General features: G+C 70.3%; 13 protein-coding genes and 1 tRNA gene. 7 read left to right on the forward strand and 7 right to left on the reverse strand.

Annotation, left to right across the window (positions count from 1 at the left end; all coding sequences use genetic code 11):
• Positions 1-141: 141 nt before the first annotated feature.
• From MKK69_RS04765 to MKK69_RS04780, 4 genes are read right to left on the reverse strand one after another with little or no spacing between them, the layout of a single operon-like run.
• On the reverse strand, positions 142-1146 hold the full coding sequence (locus MKK69_RS04765) for an SMP-30/gluconolactonase/LRE family protein (protein WP_243966517.1): 1005 nt from the start codon (positions 1144-1146) through the stop codon (positions 142-144).
• Between the two features lie 48 nt (positions 1147-1194).
• On the reverse strand, positions 1195-2925 hold the full coding sequence (araD, locus tag MKK69_RS04770; protein WP_243966525.1) for an L-arabinonate dehydratase: 1731 nt from the start codon (positions 2923-2925) through the stop codon (positions 1195-1197).
• Positions 2926-2941: 16 nt separating this feature from the next.
• On the reverse strand, positions 2942-4288 hold the full coding sequence (locus tag MKK69_RS04775) for an MFS transporter (RefSeq protein WP_243966527.1): 1347 nt from the start codon (positions 4286-4288) through the stop codon (positions 2942-2944).
• 54 nt (positions 4289-4342) lie between these two features.
• Complete coding sequence (locus tag MKK69_RS04780; protein WP_243966529.1) at positions 4343-5062, reverse strand: ribonuclease activity regulator RraA; 720 nt, start codon at positions 5060-5062, stop codon at positions 4343-4345.
• A 178-nt stretch (positions 5063-5240) separates the two neighbouring features.
• On the opposite strand from MKK69_RS04780, the gene MKK69_RS04785 reads away from it, so the two are divergent.
• The 6 genes from MKK69_RS04785 to MKK69_RS04810 all read left to right on the forward strand — a co-directional run bounded on the left by MKK69_RS04785 (position 5241) and on the right by MKK69_RS04810 (position 12606).
• On the forward strand, positions 5241-5930 hold the full coding sequence (locus MKK69_RS04785; protein WP_243966530.1) for a GntR family transcriptional regulator: 690 nt from the start codon (positions 5241-5243) through the stop codon (positions 5928-5930).
• Between the two features lie 118 nt (positions 5931-6048).
• Positions 6049-7719 carry a thiamine pyrophosphate-binding protein gene (locus MKK69_RS04790; protein ID WP_243966533.1) on the forward strand — a complete coding sequence of 557 codons (1671 nt, stop codon included), beginning with the start codon at positions 6049-6051 and terminating at the stop codon, positions 7717-7719.
• 36 nt (positions 7720-7755) lie between these two features.
• The gene (locus MKK69_RS04795) at positions 7756-9333 is read left to right on the forward strand and encodes an aldehyde dehydrogenase (NADP(+)) (RefSeq protein WP_243966535.1); all 1578 of its coding nucleotides are present in this window, start codon (positions 7756-7758) and stop codon (positions 9331-9333) included.
• A 60-nt stretch (positions 9334-9393) separates the two neighbouring features.
• Positions 9394-9468: transfer RNA gene (locus MKK69_RS04800), tRNA-Gln, on the forward strand.
• Between the two features lie 343 nt (positions 9469-9811).
• Positions 9812-11494 carry a hypothetical protein gene (locus tag MKK69_RS04805; RefSeq protein WP_243966537.1) on the forward strand — a complete coding sequence of 561 codons (1683 nt, stop codon included), beginning with the start codon at positions 9812-9814 and terminating at the stop codon, positions 11492-11494.
• Positions 11491-12606 (forward strand): glycosyltransferase, encoded by a 1116-nt coding sequence (locus MKK69_RS04810; RefSeq protein ID WP_243966538.1) that lies wholly within the window; start codon positions 11491-11493, stop codon positions 12604-12606. Before MKK69_RS04805 ends, MKK69_RS04810 begins: the two co-directional genes overlap by 4 nt.
• Before the next feature lie 57 nt (positions 12607-12663).
• Here the strand turns inward: MKK69_RS04810 and MKK69_RS04815 are convergent, their stop codons facing one another.
• The 3 genes from MKK69_RS04815 to MKK69_RS04825 form a co-directional block, all read right to left on the reverse strand.
• Positions 12664-13407, reverse strand: a complete 744-nt coding sequence (locus tag MKK69_RS04815; protein WP_243966540.1) for a hypothetical protein — start codon at positions 13405-13407, stop codon at positions 12664-12666.
• 225 nt (positions 13408-13632) lie between these two features.
• The gene (locus tag MKK69_RS04820) at positions 13633-15810 is read right to left on the reverse strand and encodes a glycosyltransferase family 4 protein (protein ID WP_243966542.1); all 2178 of its coding nucleotides are present in this window, start codon (positions 15808-15810) and stop codon (positions 13633-13635) included.
• 75 nt (positions 15811-15885) lie between these two features.
• Positions 15886-16341, reverse strand: a complete 456-nt coding sequence (locus tag MKK69_RS04825) for a hypothetical protein (RefSeq protein WP_243966544.1) — start codon at positions 16339-16341, stop codon at positions 15886-15888.
• A gap of 664 nt (positions 16342-17005) precedes the next feature.
• Here MKK69_RS04825 and MKK69_RS04830 point away from each other — a divergent pair.
• Complete coding sequence (locus MKK69_RS04830) at positions 17006-17224, forward strand: hypothetical protein (RefSeq protein WP_243966546.1); 219 nt, start codon at positions 17006-17008, stop codon at positions 17222-17224.
• Positions 17225-17332: the final 108 nt, after the last annotated feature.

Here is a 17332-nt window from a genome sequence, read left to right on the forward strand (position 1 = left end):
CGCTCCGCTCGTAGAGACGAGGTCGGGCTCAGATTGAACCTGCGGGTCCTTTCCCGGGCGCATGCAGCGCTGGCGGAAGGCGAAGCTGGCCCCCCGCAGGAGCCTTCGCGGAAGCGATGATCCGGGTCGCAAAACTGGCCCTCAGCAGGTCCCCGCGCCCCGCGTATTCACGTACAGCGCGTACACCGAGTGTGTCGCCGTCATCAGCAACAGGTTGCGGTTGAGGCCGCCGAAGCACAGGTTGGCGCAGCGCTCCGGCAGGCGGATCCGGCCGATCAGCTTGGCCTGCGGCGAGAGCACGATCACCCCGTCCTCCGCCTCGCTCATCCCCCAGCCGCACCAGAGATTGCCGTCGACATCGGCCCGGAACCCGTCCGGCGTGCCGGTGCCGGCGTCGTAGAACACCCGGCCGTTGGCGGTCCTGGTGCCGCCCTCGACCACGTCGTAGACGCGGATCAGGCGGTTGGGCTTGGCCCGGGCCTCGATGACGTAGAGCTTCGACTCGTCCGGCGAGAAGCACAGGCCGTTCGGCCCCGCCACGCCCTCGACCGCGACGCTGGCCTGCCCGGTCTTCGGGTCGATCCGGTAGATGTTGCCCGGAAGCTCCGGCGTCGCCATCGACTCGTGCGGGTTCGGCCCGAAGGCCGGGTCGGTGAACCAGATCGCCCCGTCGGAATGGCAAACGACGTCGTTCGGCGAGTTAAGCGGCTTGCCGTCGAACCGGTCCATCAGCGTGGTGAGGCTGCCGTCATGCTCGGTGCGGGTGACGCTCCGCGTCGTGTGCTGACAGGTGATCAGCCGGCCCTGCCGGTCGCGGGTGTTGCCGTTGGCGTAGTTCGACGGATTGCGGAACACGGAGAGCGTGCCGGTCGCCTCCTCCCACTTCATGATCCGGTTGTTGACCACGTCGCTGAACAGCAGCGTACCCATATCGCCGAACCAGACCGGTCCCTCGGCCCAGCGGAAGCCGGTGGCGACGCGCTCCACCGTCGCCGAGGCGAGGCGGTACTTGGCAAACGCCGGGTCGAGCACCTCGACGGCCGGGTCGGGCACGCGCTGGGACGGCTCCCAACCCGCCCCAGCCGCCCGCGCGGCTCCGAGCAGGGCTGCTCCGGCGAGCAGCCCCCTGCGTGCGATCATCGCCATGTCGCCTCCCTATGGTGTCGGCCCGCCGTTCTTCGACGGCTCGGCCTGTCAGTGAATCTCGGGTTCGGGGATGCCGCCCGCGCCCTCCAGGAAATCGAAGTCGCAGCCCTCGTGGGCCTGCCGCACGTGCTGGGCGAACAGCCGGTTGTAGCCGCGCGGATAGGCCCGGTCCGGCGGCCGGAACGCCGTCACGCGCTCCGCGATCGCGGCGTCGTCGAGGTGCAGGTGGATGCGCCGCCCGGGCACGTCGACGGTGATGAGATCGCCGTTGCGCACCGCCGCGAGCGGCCCGCCCGCCGCCGATTCCGGCGAGACGTGCAGGATGCAGGCGCCGTAGCTCGTGCCGCTCATCCGGGCGTCCGAGATGCGGACCATGTCGCGCACGCCCTGCCGGAGCAGGACCTTGGGGATCGGCAGCATGCCCCATTCCGGCATGCCGGGGCCGCCGATCGGGCCGGCATTGCGCAGGATCATCACATGGTCGGGGGTGACGTCGAGGTCGAGGTCGTTCACCGCTGCGTTCATGGAATCGTAATCGTCGAAGACCAGCGCCGGGCCGGTATGCTGCAGGAAGCGCGGGTCGGCGGCCGGCGGCTTGATCACGCAGCCGTCCGGGGCGAGGTTGCCGTAGAGGATCGCGGTGCCGCCGGTCGATACGATCGGCTGGTCCAGGGGCCGGATCACGTCGTCGTTGTAGACCCGGATGCCGGCGAGCCCATCGCTGATCGTGCCGCCGGTCACCGAGCGGGCGTCGAGGTGGAGGAGGGGGGACAGGCGCGCCATTAGCGCGCGGATCCCGCCGGCGATGTGGAAATCCTCCATCAGCCACTGCCCGGAGGGGCGGAGGTTGGCGATCACCGGCACACGCTGGGCGAACTCGTCGAACTCGGTGAGCTTGACCGGGATTCCGGCCCGGCCCGCCATGGCGACGAGGTGGATCATCGCGTTGGTCGAGCCGGCCAGCGCATTGTGGACCACCAGCGCATTGTCGATGGAGCGCCGGTCGAGGATGTCGGAGGGCTTCAGGTCCTCCCAGATCATCTCCACGATCCGCCGGCCGCAGGCGCCGGCCATGCGGGGATGGTCGGCATCCGCCGCCGGGATCGAGGCCGCGCCCGGCAGGCTGAGGCCCATCGCCTCGGTGATCGACGTCATGGTCGAGGCCGTGCCCATGGTCATGCAGGTGCCGGCCGAGCGGGCAATGCCCGCCTCCATGTCGTTCCATTCCTGCGTGGTGATATTGCCCGCCTCTTTCTCGGCCCAGTACTTCCACACGTCGGAGCCCGAGCCGAGGATCGTCCCGCCGGAATGCCCGCGCATCATCGGGCCGGCGGGGAGGAATATGATCGGCAGGTTCATGGAGATGCCGCCCATCACGGTGCCGGGCGTGGTCTTGTCGCAGCCGCCCATCAGCACCGCGCCGTCGACCGGATGCTGGCGCAGCAGCTCCTCCACCTCCATGGCCAGGAGGTTGCGGTAGAGCATCGTGGTCGGCTTGACGAAGTTCTCGGACAGCGACAGCGCCGGCAACTCGATCGGGAAGCCGCCCGCCTGCCAGACGCCGCGCTTCACGTGCTCGACCCGCGCCTTGAAGTGCTGGTGGCAGGGGTTGATGTCGCTCCACGTGTTGATGATGCCGACCACCGGCTTATCGCTGAAGTCGGCGCGCTCGTAGCCCATCTGGAGCATGCGCGAGCGGTGACCGAAGCTGCGCAGGTCGGTGGCGCCGAACCAGCGCTGGCTGCGCAGCTCGCCGAGGGTCTTCTTGCGCGCGGTCATCGCGATCTCTCCGGTGTCACGCGTTCGGGCGGGCGGGGCGGACGGCGCCGGCCGTGCCCGCGGCGGCAGCCTGCCCGCGAACCGTCGCGAAGGCGAGGGCCGCCGAGGCCAGGGCGCAGCCCGCCAGGAAGTAGAGCCCGGCCTCGTAGGTGCCGGTGGTGTCCTTCAGCCAGCCCAGGACGTAGGGGCCGACGAAGCCGCCGAGATTGCCCACCGAATTGATCAGCGCGATGCCGCCGGCCGCCGCCGGTCCGGACAGGAACTCCGCCGGCAGGGGCCAGAAGGCCGGCTTGGTGCCGTAGAGGCCGACGGTGGCCACCGACATCGCCGCGAGCGCCCAGAGGCTGCCGAGCAGCGGGCCGGAGGCGATCAGCCCAATGGCGGCCACGATCGCCGCGATCACGAAGTGCCAGCGCCGCTCGTTGCGCCGGTCCGACGACCAGCTCCAGGCGATCATGCCGACGGTGCCGATGACGTAGGGCAAAGCCGTGGCGAGCCCCGTCTCCCAATCGGTGAGCTTCAGGCTCTTGAGAATCGGCGGCATGAAGAAGGTGATGCCGTAAGTCGCCGTGACGATGGTGAAGTAGAGGGCCGCCAGCGTCAGCACGCGGGAGTCGGTCAGCGCCTGCCGGAGCGTGAAATGGCCGTGGGTCTTGACGGTGCTGCGGCGCTCGGCCTCCAGCGTGTCCTCCAGCCAGCGGCGCTCGTCCTCGGCGAGCCATGTCGCCTTGGCGGGCCGGTCGGTCATCAGCGCGAGCACCACCAAGGCCAGCACGATCGCGGGCGCGGCCTCGACGAGGAACAGCCACTGCCAGCCGTGGACGCCCATCACCCCGTCGAGCTGGAGCAGCGCCCCGGAGATCACCGCCGTCAAGGCGTTGGAGCCCGGCACCGCCAGGAATAGGGCCGCCACCACCCGGGCCCGGTATTTCCGCGGGAACCAGTAGGTGAAGTACAGGATCATGCCCGGGAAGAACCCGGCCTCGGCCACGCCGAGGAGGAAGCGCATCACCAGGAAGCTCACCGGGCCGGCGATGAAGGCCATGCCGCCCGCGACGAAGCCCCAGGTGATCATGATCCGGGCGATCCAGATCCGCGCCCCGGTGCGCTCCAGCAGCACGTTGCTCGGCACCTCGAAGAAGAAGTAGCCGAGGAAGAAGATCCCCGCGCCCCAGCCGTACAGGGTGGCCGAGAAGCCGAACTCCCGGTTCAGGCCGAAGGAGGCGAAGCCCACATTCGTGCGGTCCATGTAGGCGATGAAGTAGATCACCACGATCAGCGGCAGGAGCCGCCACGAGACCTTGGAGATGGTCCGCCGCTCGATCTCCGGCGAAGCCGGGACCGCTGGAATGCCCGCCGCCATGGCGCCCTCCCTGTTCTGATCGTGCGTGTGTCGGCCCGGGGCCGGGGCCCGCGCTCAGCGGCCGGTCTGCGTCCGCCACGCGGCGAAGTCGGCGAGGCTCTGCGCGTCGGTGGCCGGGTAGAGGCCGAGGATCGAGCGGCCCTTGCGGACCTCCTCGGTGACGAAATCCTCGTAGGCGGTCATCTCGACCGCCTCGGCGGCGACCTCGTCGGCGATGTGGGCCGGGATCACCGCGACGCCGTCGCCGTCGCCCACGATCACGTCGCCGGGGAAGACCGGGGCGTCGCCGCAGCCGATCGGCACGTTGATGTCGATCGCCTGGTGGATGGTGAGGTTGGTCGGCGCCGAGGGGCGCGCGTGGTAGCTCGGCATGGCGAGCGCCGCGATCTCGTCGGCGTCCCGGAAGCCGCCATCCGTCACCAGCCCGGCGCAGCCGCGCACCATCAGGCGCGTGGCCAGGATCGAGCCTGCCGAGGCGGCGCGGGCGTCCTTGCGGCTGTCGATCACGAACACGGCGCCGGGCGGGCATTCCTCCACGGCCTTGCGCTGCGGGTGCGCCCGGTCCCGGAACACCGTGATCGGGTTCAGGTCCTCGCGGGCCGGCATGTAGCGCAGGGTGAAGGCCTCGCCGACCATGGTGGCGCCGCCCTTCTTGAGGGGAAGGACGCCCTGGATCATCTGATTGCGGAAGCCGCGCTTGTACAGGGCGGTCATCAGCGTCGCCGTGCTGACGGTCTTGAGCTTGGCGCGCGTCTCCTCGGACAGCCCCGACATCCGCTCGTCCTCCCGATGGTCGTGTCGCCCGGCCGCGGGTTCCCTGGGAACCGCCGTGAGCGCCGACTGATATCTCAGGGGTTGAGTAGCACGCCGTTCCTCGCCATTGTCAACTCCTCGGCTTGGCGTCAGATCAATCCTGAAACCGACGGGGCGAGTATTGGCAGGATCGGAACTGGTGTCGATTGAAACGCGCGAGACGGGCCTCGCGGCGACGGGACGTCCGCGCTCCCTCGCGGAGACCGCCTACGACGCCATCGAGCAGATGATCATCAGCCGCCGCCTCGCCCCGGGGGCGATGGTCTCGGAGGGCGAGTTGGGCGAGGAGCTGGCGCTCGGCCGCACCCCGGTCCGCGAGGCGCTGGCCCGCCTCAAGACCATCGGCTTCGTCGAGGTCCATCCGCGCCGCGGCGTGCTGGTCACCCCCGTCGACATCATCACGCATCTCGAACTGCTCGAGGTCCGGCGCCCCCTGGACGAGACGGTGGCCCGCTGCGTGATCGCGCGCGGCACGGACCAGGATCTCGCCGCCCTCGAGAAGGGGGTCGCCGGGCTGCTCGCCGCCGCCGGGGCCCGGGATCGGGAAACCTATTTCCGGACCAAGCGGGTGCTCCACGAGGCGATGGTCAAGGCCGCCCACAACGCCACCCTGACCAGCACCATGGCGGCGCTCCACGCCCAGTCCCGGCGCTTCTGGTACACCTACGAGCCGACCGCGAGCTTCCTCGACTGCGCCCGGATCCATGCGGGAATCGTGGCGGGCGTCGTGACCCGCGACGCCGATACGGCGCTTTCCGGCATCGGGACGCTGTTCGACTTTCTCGACCAGATGACACGCAGGGCCCTCGACCGCCGGCCGCTGGTCTGACAGGTTGACGGCGATCCGGGGGTCTCTATCCTCGGCTGAGATATCACCGGCATCTCAGACCGGATGACGGGCCCTGTTCGGCAGATGGCCGGACGGTGGAATCCCCAGGGAGGACGGCTTGAGCGGATTGCCCCCACGCACCGGCGCGCGCATTCTCGTCGATCAGCTGCTGGCGCAGGGGGTCGCGCGCGTCACCTGCGTCCCAGGCGAGAGCTACCTCGCGGTGCTCGACGCGCTGCGCGACAGCGGCATCGACGTCCTGGTCTGCCGCCAGGAGGGGGGCGCCGCCATCATGGCCGAGGCGGCCGGCAAGCTCACCGGGCGCCCGGGCATCTGCATGGTCACGCGCGGTCCCGGGGCCACCAACGCGTCGGCCGGAATCCACATCGCCCGCCAGGATTCGACGCCGATGATCCTGTTCGTCGGGCAGATCGCCCGGGGCATGCGCGACCGCGAGGCGTTCCAGGAGATCGACTATCGCCAGATGTTCGGCGGCGTCGCCAAATGGGCGGTGGAGATCGACGACGCCGCCCGCATCCCGGAGATCCTGGCCCGGGCCTTCCGGGTGGCCCTGCAGGGCCGGCCGGGCCCGGTGGTGATCGCCCTGCCGGAGGACATGCTCGACGACGTCGCTTCGGTCGGCGACGCCCCCCGCGTGGTCCCGGCCGAGCCCGCCCCGTCCCAGGCCGACGCGCAGCGCCTGCGGGCGATGCTGGCGGAGGCGCGGCGCCCGGTGGTACTTCTCGGCGGAGCGCGCTGGAGCGCCGAAACCTGCGCGGCGCTCGCCGCCTGGGCGGAGCGCCACGACCTGCCAGTGGCGGTGTCGTTCCGCCGGGCGCAGCTCTTCCCCGCCGACCACCCGAACTTCGCCGGCGAGTTGGGGATCGGCCCGAACCCGGCGCTCCTCGCCCGGATCAAGGAGTCCGACCTGCTGCTCATGGTCGGCGGGCGCCTCTCCGAGATGCCGGCGCAATCCTACGGCCTGCTCGGCATCCCCGATCCCGGCCTGCCGCTGGTCCACGTCTATCCGGACCCGGAGGAACTCGGCCGGGTCTACCAGCCCGCCCTGGCGATCCAGGCGAGCCCGGCGGCGTTCTGCGCGGCCCTGCCGGAGTTTTCGCCCACCGGGAGCGGTCGCGCCGCCGAGGCCCACGCCTCCTATCGTGCGTGGTCGGAGACGCCCGAGCCGAAGCCGGGGGCGTTCCAGTACGGCGCGGCGATCACGTGGCTGCGGGAGCGGCTGCCGCCGGACGCGGTGATCTGCAACGGCGCCGGCAACTTCGCCACTTGGATCCACCGCTACTACCGGTTCCGCGCCTACGGCACGCAGCTCGCGCCGACCTCGGGCTCGATGGGCTACGGGCTGCCGGCCGCCGTGATGGCCAAGCGCAGCCATCCGGAGCGGATCGTCGTCGCGCTCGCCGGCGACGGCGACGTGATGATGACCGTGCAGGAATTCGCCACCGCCGTGCAGTACGGCGTCGCGATCCTCGTCGTCATCCTCGACAACGGCATGTACGGCACGATCCGGATGCACCAGGAGCGTGAGTATCCCGGCCGGGTCTCGGCGACCGAGCTGCGCAATCCCGATTTCGCGGCGCTCGCCCGGGCCTGCGGCGGGCACGGGGAGACGGTCGAACGGACCGAGGACTTCGCCCCCGCCTTCGAGCGCAGCCTCGCCTCGGGCCTGCCGGCGATGATCCATTGCCGCGTCGACCCCGAGGCGCTGACCCCGACCATGACCCTCGCGGCGATCCGCGCGAAGGCCCTGGCGGCCCAGCGGGGCTGACTGCCGGCCCGTATGCCAGACGAAGAGGACCAGCCCATGACCCTGCGCGGCGAGAACCTGATCGGCGCCGAGTCCCGACGGGGAACCGAGGCGGCCTTCCGGGCCGTGGAGGCGGCGACGGGGCAATCCCTGGAGCCGGACTTCCCGGGGGCGGGCCCCGCCGACCTCGACCGGGCCTGCGCCCTGGCGGAGTCGGCCTTCGACACCTACCGCGAGACCGATCCGGAGACCCGGGCGGGCTTCCTGGAGGCGATTGCGGCCAACATCCTGGCGATCGGCGACGAACTCGTCACCCGCTGCATGGCGGAGACCGGTCTGCCCCGCCCGCGGATCGAGGGCGAGCGCGCCCGGACCGCCGGGCAGCTGCGCCTGTTCGCCGGCGTGGTGCGCGAAGGCAGCGCCGTCGAGGCCCGCATCGACCCGGCCCTGCCGGACCGCACGCCGCTGCCGCGCCCGGACCTGCGCCTGCGACGCATCGCGGTCGGCCCGGTGGCGGTGTTCGGGGCGAGCAACTTCCCGCTGGCCTTCTCGGTGGCGGGCGGCGACACCGCCTCGGCGCTCGCGGCGGGCTGTCCGGTGATCGTCAAGGCGCATCCGGCCCATCCCGGCACCTCGGAACTGGTCGGCCGGGCCGTTCAGAAGGCGGTTGCCGCCTGCGGCCTGCCGGAGGGGGTGTTCTCGCTGCTGTTCGATGCCGGCCAGTCGATCGGGCAGGCGCTGGTGGCCGATCCCCGGATCGCCGCGGTGGGCTTCACCGGCTCGCGCCGGGGCGGCACGGCCCTGATGGCGATCGCGGCCGGACGCCCGACACCGGTCCCGGTCTACGCCGAGATGAGCAGCATCAACCCGGTGCTGCTGTTCCCGGGGGCGCTGGCGGAACGCGGCGCGGCGATCGGGCGGGCCTTCGCGGCCTCGCTGACGCTGGGCGCCGGGCAGTTCTGCACCAATCCGGGCCTGGTCCTGGCGCTGCCGGGGCCGGGCCTCGACGCCTTCCTGGAGGCCGCCGGGGCGGCCCTGCGGGAGAGCCCGGCCGCGACCATGCTGACCCCGGGCATCCAGCGCGCCTATCGTGAGGGTGTCGCGCGCGTGTCCGGGCACGCGGCCGTCACGCGCCTCGCCGAAGGGCCGGACGGCACGGCCACGCAGGGCCGGGCCAGCCTGTTCGCCACCGATTCGGATGCTTTCCTGGCGGATCCGGCGCTGCAGGCGGAGATGTTCGGCGCCGCGGCGCTGGTCGTCCGCTGCCCGGATTTCGCCGCGATGCGCGCGGTGCTGGCGCATCTGGAGGGCCAGCTCACCGCCTCGCTCCACCTCGCCCCCGGGGACCATGCGGCCGCGCGCGACCTGCTGCCGCTCCTGGAGCGGCGGGTCGGGCGCATCCTGGTGGACGGCTTCGGGACCGGGGTCGAGGTGGCGCACGCCATGGTCCACGGCGGCCCCTACCCGGCGACTTCGGACGGGCGCACGACCTCGGTAGGCAGCCTCGCGATCGACCGGTTCCTGCGCCCGGTGAGCTATCAGGACGTCCCGGACGCCCTGCTGCCGCCGGCGCTCCAGGCGGCCAATCCGCTGGGCCTGCCCCGCCGGATCGACGGCGTCCCCGACCGCCGCTGAGGCGTCCGCCGAACGGCTTGCCAGGCAGGAGCGCGCCGTCTAGACAGCGACCGCCTGCATTGGGGCGTCGCCAAGTGGTAAGGCAGCGGTTTTTGGTACCGCCATTCCCAGGTTCGAATCCTGGCGCCCCAGCCAAGCTTTCGCTAAGGCGTTGATCGGATTGCAGTCGGTTGTCAGCCGTTGTTGCGGCGAAGCCGGTTGTGCGCAGAGCCGTCGCACACGCTTGTCCACAGGGGCAGGCCGTTGATGATTTGTTCTAGCCTGTGCCATCGCGGGCCCGTTCTGTCAGGCACTCCCACCCCGACTCCGAAGCGGCGGCGTTCTGGGGCCAGCGTCGCGCGGGAGCATCCCGTTCGACACGACGGATGATTTGGACACGGTCACATCGGCAGCGCTCGCATCGACGCCGTTCTCGGACTGGATTAAAGGGAGCGCACGCAGTGGGCGAAGGTCCGCGCGGTTCATCAGCCGACCAGCCATGCGCTATTTTTGCACCTACTTCGATGCGCGCTACCTCTCGCGCGGCTTGGCGATGTACCGCTCGCTCGCCCGTCACTGCCCGGCGTTCCGGCTCTACGTCCTCTGCCTGAACGACACCTGCTACGACGCCCTCAATCGGGCGGCGCTGCCGCATCTCGTGCCGATCCGGCTGCCTGATCTGGAGCAGTTCGATCCGGCCCTGGCGGCGGTCCGGGCCCGACGCCGCCGCGTCGAATATTATTTTACCCTGACACCGTCCCTGCCGCTCTTCATTCTCGCCGCCGATCCCGAGATCGATCTCATAACCTATATTGATGCTGATATACTTTTCTTCAGCACTCCAGAGCCAATCTATTCCGAGCTCGGCGATCAGTCGATACTGATCATCGGACACCGCTTCTCCGAGCGCAACGCACATCGGGCGCAATATGGGCGCTACAACGTCGGATGGGTCACATGGCGGAACGACCGCCAGGGGCGCGCCTGCCTCGACACGTACCGCGAGCGGTGCCTCGAATGGTGCTACGCCTTCCTGGAGAACGGCCGCTTCGCCGACCAGCGCTACCTCGACGCCTGGCCCGAGACGTTCAGCCGTCTGGTCGAGGCGCGCCACCGCGGCTGCAACGTGGCGCCCTGGAACATCGACACTGACCGGCTCATGCTGCGGGACGGTCAAGTCTTCGTCGATGACGATCGGCTGATTTTCTATCACTTCCACGCGCTGAAGAGCACGACCGAACTCGATCTGTCGGGCATGGGCATCGATGAGTACGTCCCGAACCTGGCCGGCCTCGACCGTACGGTCATCTTCGGTTCGATCTACCTGCCGTATCTCCTGGCCCTGGCGGATGCGCGGGCCGAGATCGAGACCCTCGGCTTTGCGGAGCCCGAGACGGTCGAGGCCGCGGTTCAGGTGCCGCTCTGGCGCGACAGCTTCGCCTGGTCGCATCAGGTCTCGGAGGCGCCGGCGTGGAACCGGCTGCCCGAGATCGATCCGCACCGCGCCCTGGCATGCCGGGCCGACGCCAGGGCCGAGGCCGAACGCGACGCGGGCGCCGCACGGCGTGTCGATCCCGGTGGACGCCTCCTCGATGCCGACGCCGTGCGCGAGCTGATCCTCGACCGTGTCTTTCGCGATGCCGTCGACGGCGGCCCGCTCGACGTCCTCGATTGGGGGGGCGCCCGCGCCGGCCTGCCGGCCCTTTCGCTGGCGCGCAGGCGCCGGGGAACGCGGACGCTGCGCTACCGCCTGCTCGATGCGCCGGTGCCGGCCGAAGACCTCGCGGAGGCCTATCCCGGTCTGGAGATCGTCCGCAGCCTCGCCGACGCCCTGCGTGAGCCGCCTCGCGTGATCCTGGCGGGCGCGCGCGTGTCGGAATGCGCGGACTGGCCCGCGATCCTTGCGCTGCTCCGGGGAAGCGGGGTGGCCTGGATCGTCCTCGACGTTCATACGACCACCGACCATGACGGCCTACAGGCGCGCCGACGCGTCTGCGGATCCGCTTCGGTGCGGCCGATCTGGGTCCACAAGCGGCGGGAACTGGCCGAGGCTTTCGGCCGGCTCGGGCTGGCGGTCGCCGACGAATACGTCTGGTCGGATTCCGTCTACATCCAGGGGTGCGTCGAGAGTATCGACCACCGAACCATCGTGCTCCGGCGCGAGGGGAGTGATCGCGCATGAAATACGCCGTCGTCGACACCGTCTATCAGGGCTACGTCAACCACCTTTATCAGGGTACCGGCCTCCACCGCCGCGAGTGGGCTTCGCAGTACCGGGCGACGGTGGATGGCGGCTTCCCGACGCTGAGTTCCTGGTCGGAGCCGCTCGAGGCCAAAGGCCATACGGTGCTCGACGTGTGGGCGAACCACATGCCGCTCCAGCATCGCTGGTGCGTCGAGAACGGCGCCCTCGACCTGTTCGCGGACGCCAACCCGCCGATCGACGCGACCATGGAGGCGACACCGGAGGCGTTTCTGCAACCCTGGGCGCAATCGGGTTTCGTCGGGATCCTGCGCGAGCAGATCCGCCGCTTCCGGCCGGACGTGCTCGTGATCGGCAACCTGTTCGAGTTCGACACGGCCTTCCTGCGTTCGATCGCCGGCCATTACGGCGTGGCGATCGGCCAGCACGCGGCGGCCATCCCGTGGGGCGACCATTCCGGCTACCAGGCGATCATCTCGTCGCTGCCCAACCAAGTGCGCTACTTCGCGGGGCTCGGCCTCGACGCCTACGAGGTCCGCCTTGCCTTCGACCGGCGCCTGCTGCGCCATCTCAAGCCCGGGAGCGACCGCTTCGGTCTGATCTTCCCCGGGCAGGTCACGGACGAGCATGGCGGTCGCGCGCGGACCCTGCGGGCGCTCGCCGCCGCCATGGAGATCGACGTGTTCAGCGACAGCGCGGAGGCGCTCGGGACCGACACCCGGGCCCGCCTGCATCCGGCCCTGTGGGGTCTGGAGATGTATCAGGCGATGCGCGACAGCCGGATGGTGTTCAACTGCCACATCGACGCCGCGGGGGAATTCGCCAACAACCTGCGCCTCTACGAGGCGAGCGGCAGCGGTGCGCTGCTCCTGACGGACGCCAAGGTCAACATGGACCGCATCCTCGTGCCCGGTCGGGAATGCCTTGCCTTCGAGGGCCCGGAGGACGCCGTGCAGCTCGCGCGGCACTACCTCACCCACGACGACGAGCGCCGGTCGATCGCCGAGGCCGGGACGGCCCGTGTGATGCGCGAGCACACCTACCATCACCGCGTCGAGGAGTTGATCGCCGTGGCCGAACGCTATCTCTGACCGTCCGCCGGCAGGATCCCGGCCCGCGGCCCCGTCGTGCCGCGGGCCTCGCGACGCTCAGCGCGCCCCGGCGAACCAGCGGCTGAACGGCCAGAGGCGGGATCCGGCCGTCTTCCGCTCCGGAACAGGCCGGAAGACGTAGGTCGCGTTGTCGAGCGGACCGAGGTGCTCGATCATCGCGTAACCGGTGTGCCAACTCAGGAAGTCGCGCTCGGCGATCTGCGTGCAGAGGTAGCGGATCTCGCAATCCTCGAATCCGGGCGGGAGCGGCCCGGGGCCGTTGTCGGCCAGGCGCGAGACCTGCTCGAAACTGTGCGTGACCCCGTCCGTGAGGTTGAGGCGCGCCCAGGCGACGACGGGGGCCCTCAGGGCGAGAAGGCGCGCCACCGTGTCCTTCGCGTCGGGGACGTATTGCAGGGCGCTCGACGAGTAGACGCAATCGACGCCTCCCAGCCATCGGCGGGCGGCGTCGATCGTATCGAAGTAGCGCAGATCCGGGTCGAGCCCCGCGCTCGCGGCCTTCCGCACCATCGCGGGCGTCTCCACGACCGCCCATTTCACGGCGATCCCCGTCGCGCGGGCCATCCTGTGGTGCAACCCGCAGGCACCCCCGAAGTCCAGGACGCGCACGGCGGCGGGTTTACCCAGCATCTCCTGCGCCAGCACCACGGCCCGGCGCGCCGAAGCATCGCTCGGGAAGCTCGAAAGCATCTCCGGGGTGACGCGGCGGCTCTTCTCGAAGACGACGTCGACCAGGAGCTGGTTCTCGTAGTCGGTCTGTTGCGGGGGGACGGGCGTCATCCGGGAGATCCTGCGCGGTCGATCGCGGCACCGTCCGCCGCCGGCCGGCCGCCTATCATGAAGGGGACGCGAACGGCAAAGACGCGGCGCCCCGGGGGAGGGGCGATCGGAGGTATCCGGTTTCGGGACGCGTTGCCCCCTGAGACAGGTCGCGCAGGCTCTCAGGGCAAGACGCAGCCCGAGCGGACTCGGTGCGGGGTGCCGGTCGCGATGCCCGGCCCCGCGCTAGACGCGCGGGATCGGGACCCGGAGCCGCCGGTAGCCCGTGCAGAAGCGCGACAGGAACGGCACCGTTCCGTTCCGGCGATCGTCGGCCGAACTGCGCCGCAGGATCGCGTCCGCGACAACGAGGCCGTCCCGCCGCCGCTCATCGTAGGCGAGCACGCCGGCGCCCTCGTCCGGCACGGCGTCGACCGCGCAATCCTGAATGCGCGGGTCGAATTCGGCGTAATCGGCGTCGCCGAACAGCCGGAGCGCCATGACGGCCGACTCGACCGCCGCCGCGCCATGGAAGCCGGGGCGCCCGTCACGAAAGGCCGTGATGAGCTGGAATTCCCGGTGATCGTAGCGAAGGCTGAAATCCTCGACCGCGGCCTCGCGGCTGGACGATTGGGCAGGATCGAAGCAGATCAGCTTGCGCGTGCGGGCGAACAGGGCGCGAAGGTCCGGGTCGTCGACGAGGCCGATCTCCAGACCCACGGTCACATCGGCCTCACCGCCGAACGCCGCCGCGTGCAGGGCGTCGATGTCGCCCGCCTCGCGCAGTGCCGCCCGATCGGCCGGCGTCAGGTCGGCATAGATCACGAACACCGCGAGCCCCGCATAGCGGGGGGGCGAGAACCGGCTCGGAACCGGCAAGCCTCCGGGCGCCGAGGCCTTGGCGAACACCGCCGCCTCGATCGCCTCGGCGAGCTTGCCGACCATGGCGGCCGATGAGAAGTGTCGGGCCTGGACGAAGCCCTTCGCGGCCAGGTGGCGACGGCCCTCCGCGTCGGTCCAGAACCGCTCCAGATCGTCGGCCATCGCCACCGCGTTCGCAGCGGTGGCGAAATAGGCGACCGCGTCGCCGCAAATCTCCGGAACCGCGGAGGTCCGGGTGGTCAGAACGGGGACGCCCAGCGCCATCGCGTCGACGAGGGGGATGCCGAACCCCTCGTACAGGCTCGGAAACACGAGGCCCCGCGCCCGTGTGACGAGGTCGAGCAGCTCGGATTCCGACATGAACGGGCGCAGATCGACGCTGTCGCCGACGCCGAGGGCGGCCGCGACCTGCGCGAGCCGGTCGCGGGCCGCCGGCCGGCTCGCCGTGTTGGTCAGTACGAGGGGGATCCGCACGCCGCGGCGCGCGAGAACGGCCACGGCCTGGACGAGGATCTCGTGGTTCTTGTGCGGCCATGGCACGGCCGGATAGACGAGATAGGGGTCGCCCTCGCCGATCCCGGCGCGTCGGTTCCGCGCCTCGTCCTCGCTCAGGCCGCTGTCTTCGGCCATGAAACCGGCGAGGTGGGCGACCGTGATCCGGTCTGCCCCGTAGAACGCCGTCAGGTTGTCCCGCTCGTAGGCGGAGATGGCCACCAGCCGGTCCGAGCGGTCGATGGCGTAGCTGTATTCGGCCACGCGGGATTTCATGTCGGCCTGTGCGAACAACCACGGCATGCGCAGGTGCTGCAGGTCGAGGACGAGGCTGATCACGGCGACGCGCGGGTCGATCGTCGTCGGCCGCAGGCCGTTCAGGGGATCGACGTAGCACTCGCACCACGCGATCAGCTGGCGCAGGTCGACGTTGTTGTCCGACTGGACGACGCTGAAGCCGACCTCCGGAAATCGCGCGATCAGATCCGTCCAGTAGGGCGGGATCGCGGCCCGCAATTCCACCCGCCGGGGCAGATGGGCGAGGAGGGCCAGCGCGAGGCGGCCCGCACCGCCGGAACCCCGGTTCTCCGGCAGGAGGCGAACGAGGTTCAGCGCCACGCGCAGGCGCCGATGCGGCAGCGGCGCCTGCGCCGTGCGGTCCTCCGCACGCGCGGTACGCACCTCCGCAAGGTCCGCCTGCAATGTGACCCGGCGCAGGCGGAAGCGGGGGCCCGCACGCTCGAAGGGATCGAGGCGCAGCCGACGGACCGGCCGGTCCAGGACAATGACCGCCGTCGTCTCCCCGTCCCTCCAATCGAAGCGGATCGGCTGGCACTCCTCGGCACGGAAACCCTGACCGGTATCCGCGTAGAGTTCGGCGCCCGCCGCCTCCTCCAGGCCAGTCCCGGGCTCGGCGGTCAACCGGTAGCGGCCCGCCGCGATCCGGCGGCCGAAGGGGCGTGCGAGCAGGAGTTGAGGATCATCGCCCGTTGCCAACCACCAATCGCCGTCGCGCTGCAGGTCGTGGAGCGGCCGGATCGTCAGGCGCATGTCCGCTCAACCGGTCGTCCGGGCGACGGGGGTCGATTGCGGACCGAAGGGGTGGATTCAGAGGTCACACCGCGCTCACAAGCCGGTCTCGAAGAAATCGGAGACGACCTCAGCCATGCGGGCAGCCAGCCGGTCCTGTGACGCCGCCGCGAAGCGCGCGCCCATTTCTCCGCGCAGGTCGGCGACATCGCTGAAGGCACCATCCCTGATCCATACCTCGTTGCCCTGGAACGTGAAGGGGATCGCGCGCGTGCGTGTCTCCTGCAGCGAGTGGCCTGGCCGCTCCGCCCGAAACTCGCCGACCATCGTCTCGTTGATGCGATTGACGAACGGGATGCAGATGTAGACCTTCGCCTCGGGATGATAGCCAGCCCGCACGATCGCATCCATGGCGTCGATCGTGCCCCACAGCGCGGCGAAAGCGGCCCGGATCTCGTCGTAGATCTCGGCGTCCGTGCGCGGCTCGACGGGCTTCGGCGCTGCGGCGATGCGCGCCCGGAATGCGATCAGCGGGTCATCGGGCGTCGTCACGATCGCACAACCTCTGTTCGGTCGCTGGAGCGAGGCCCGGCAGGCGGGCGCCTCCGTGGGCCACTACGGCAGTGCCGAGCCGGTGTCGAGCGCATCGCCTTCCGCCGTCGCTCGCAGGCCGGATTTGGTGATGCGCGCGATGGCTGGTCTTCACCGGCGCCCAGAACCCTTGACCCGACGCGCGCGCTTGGACCGATCCGGCATCGCCCTCGGCGGCACGAGGGTTTCATGGACGGATTCTCGGGCTCGACGGGACAAACGCTATGCCCGGCTTCTGTGACGCTGGCCCAGGTGACCCGAATGCGCCGGGGGAGGGCGCCCTATCCGCCAGGGATTCGATACACGGTTCGGACTTGCGCTTGAGCCCGTGCCACATCATTCGACAATGCGCCCCGTCGATGGGCGTTCGATCGCCCGCGAAGCAGCTCTTGAGGTCGAGGGGCGCAGGATCCCCCGCTTCCGCCGGAGCGATCCGACATCACATGACGTCGGTACCGGCTCCAGCGGGCATGGCGGACGCGCTTGTCCTGATCGTCCACGAAAGGCTAAGAGCGCCCCTCGTGGACGGCGTGCTGGGAGAACGGGATCCACCCGGAGTCGGGTCGAAACCCTTATCAGGTGCATATGCGTCCGTCCCGGCTGCATGGCCCTCGGAACCTCCACTATGACGAGTTTGCCTCCGCCGCAGCCCCTGGATTGGACCGGACAGCGCGTGCTGATCACCGGCGGGGTCGGGTTCGTCGGCTCCAACCTCGCCCGCCGGCCCGTCGATGCGGGCCGGCAAGTCACCTGTTTCGGCGCGTTCGTGCCCCACGACGAGGCGGAGCTGTTCAAGCTCGACGGTTACCTCCGCCGAGCCAGGACTTCCGGCCGGCGCGGGTGAACGCCATCCTGGATTTCGCCACCGACGCGTTGCGGGCTCTGCGAGTCCTTCGACCGAACGAGGGCGAGGAATAACCCCCGGGCGCGCCGCGCATACTGACCAAAACAG

This window comes from Methylobacterium sp. J-026 (genome assembly GCF_022829585.1).
GTDB lineage: Bacteria > Pseudomonadota > Alphaproteobacteria > Rhizobiales > Beijerinckiaceae > Methylobacterium.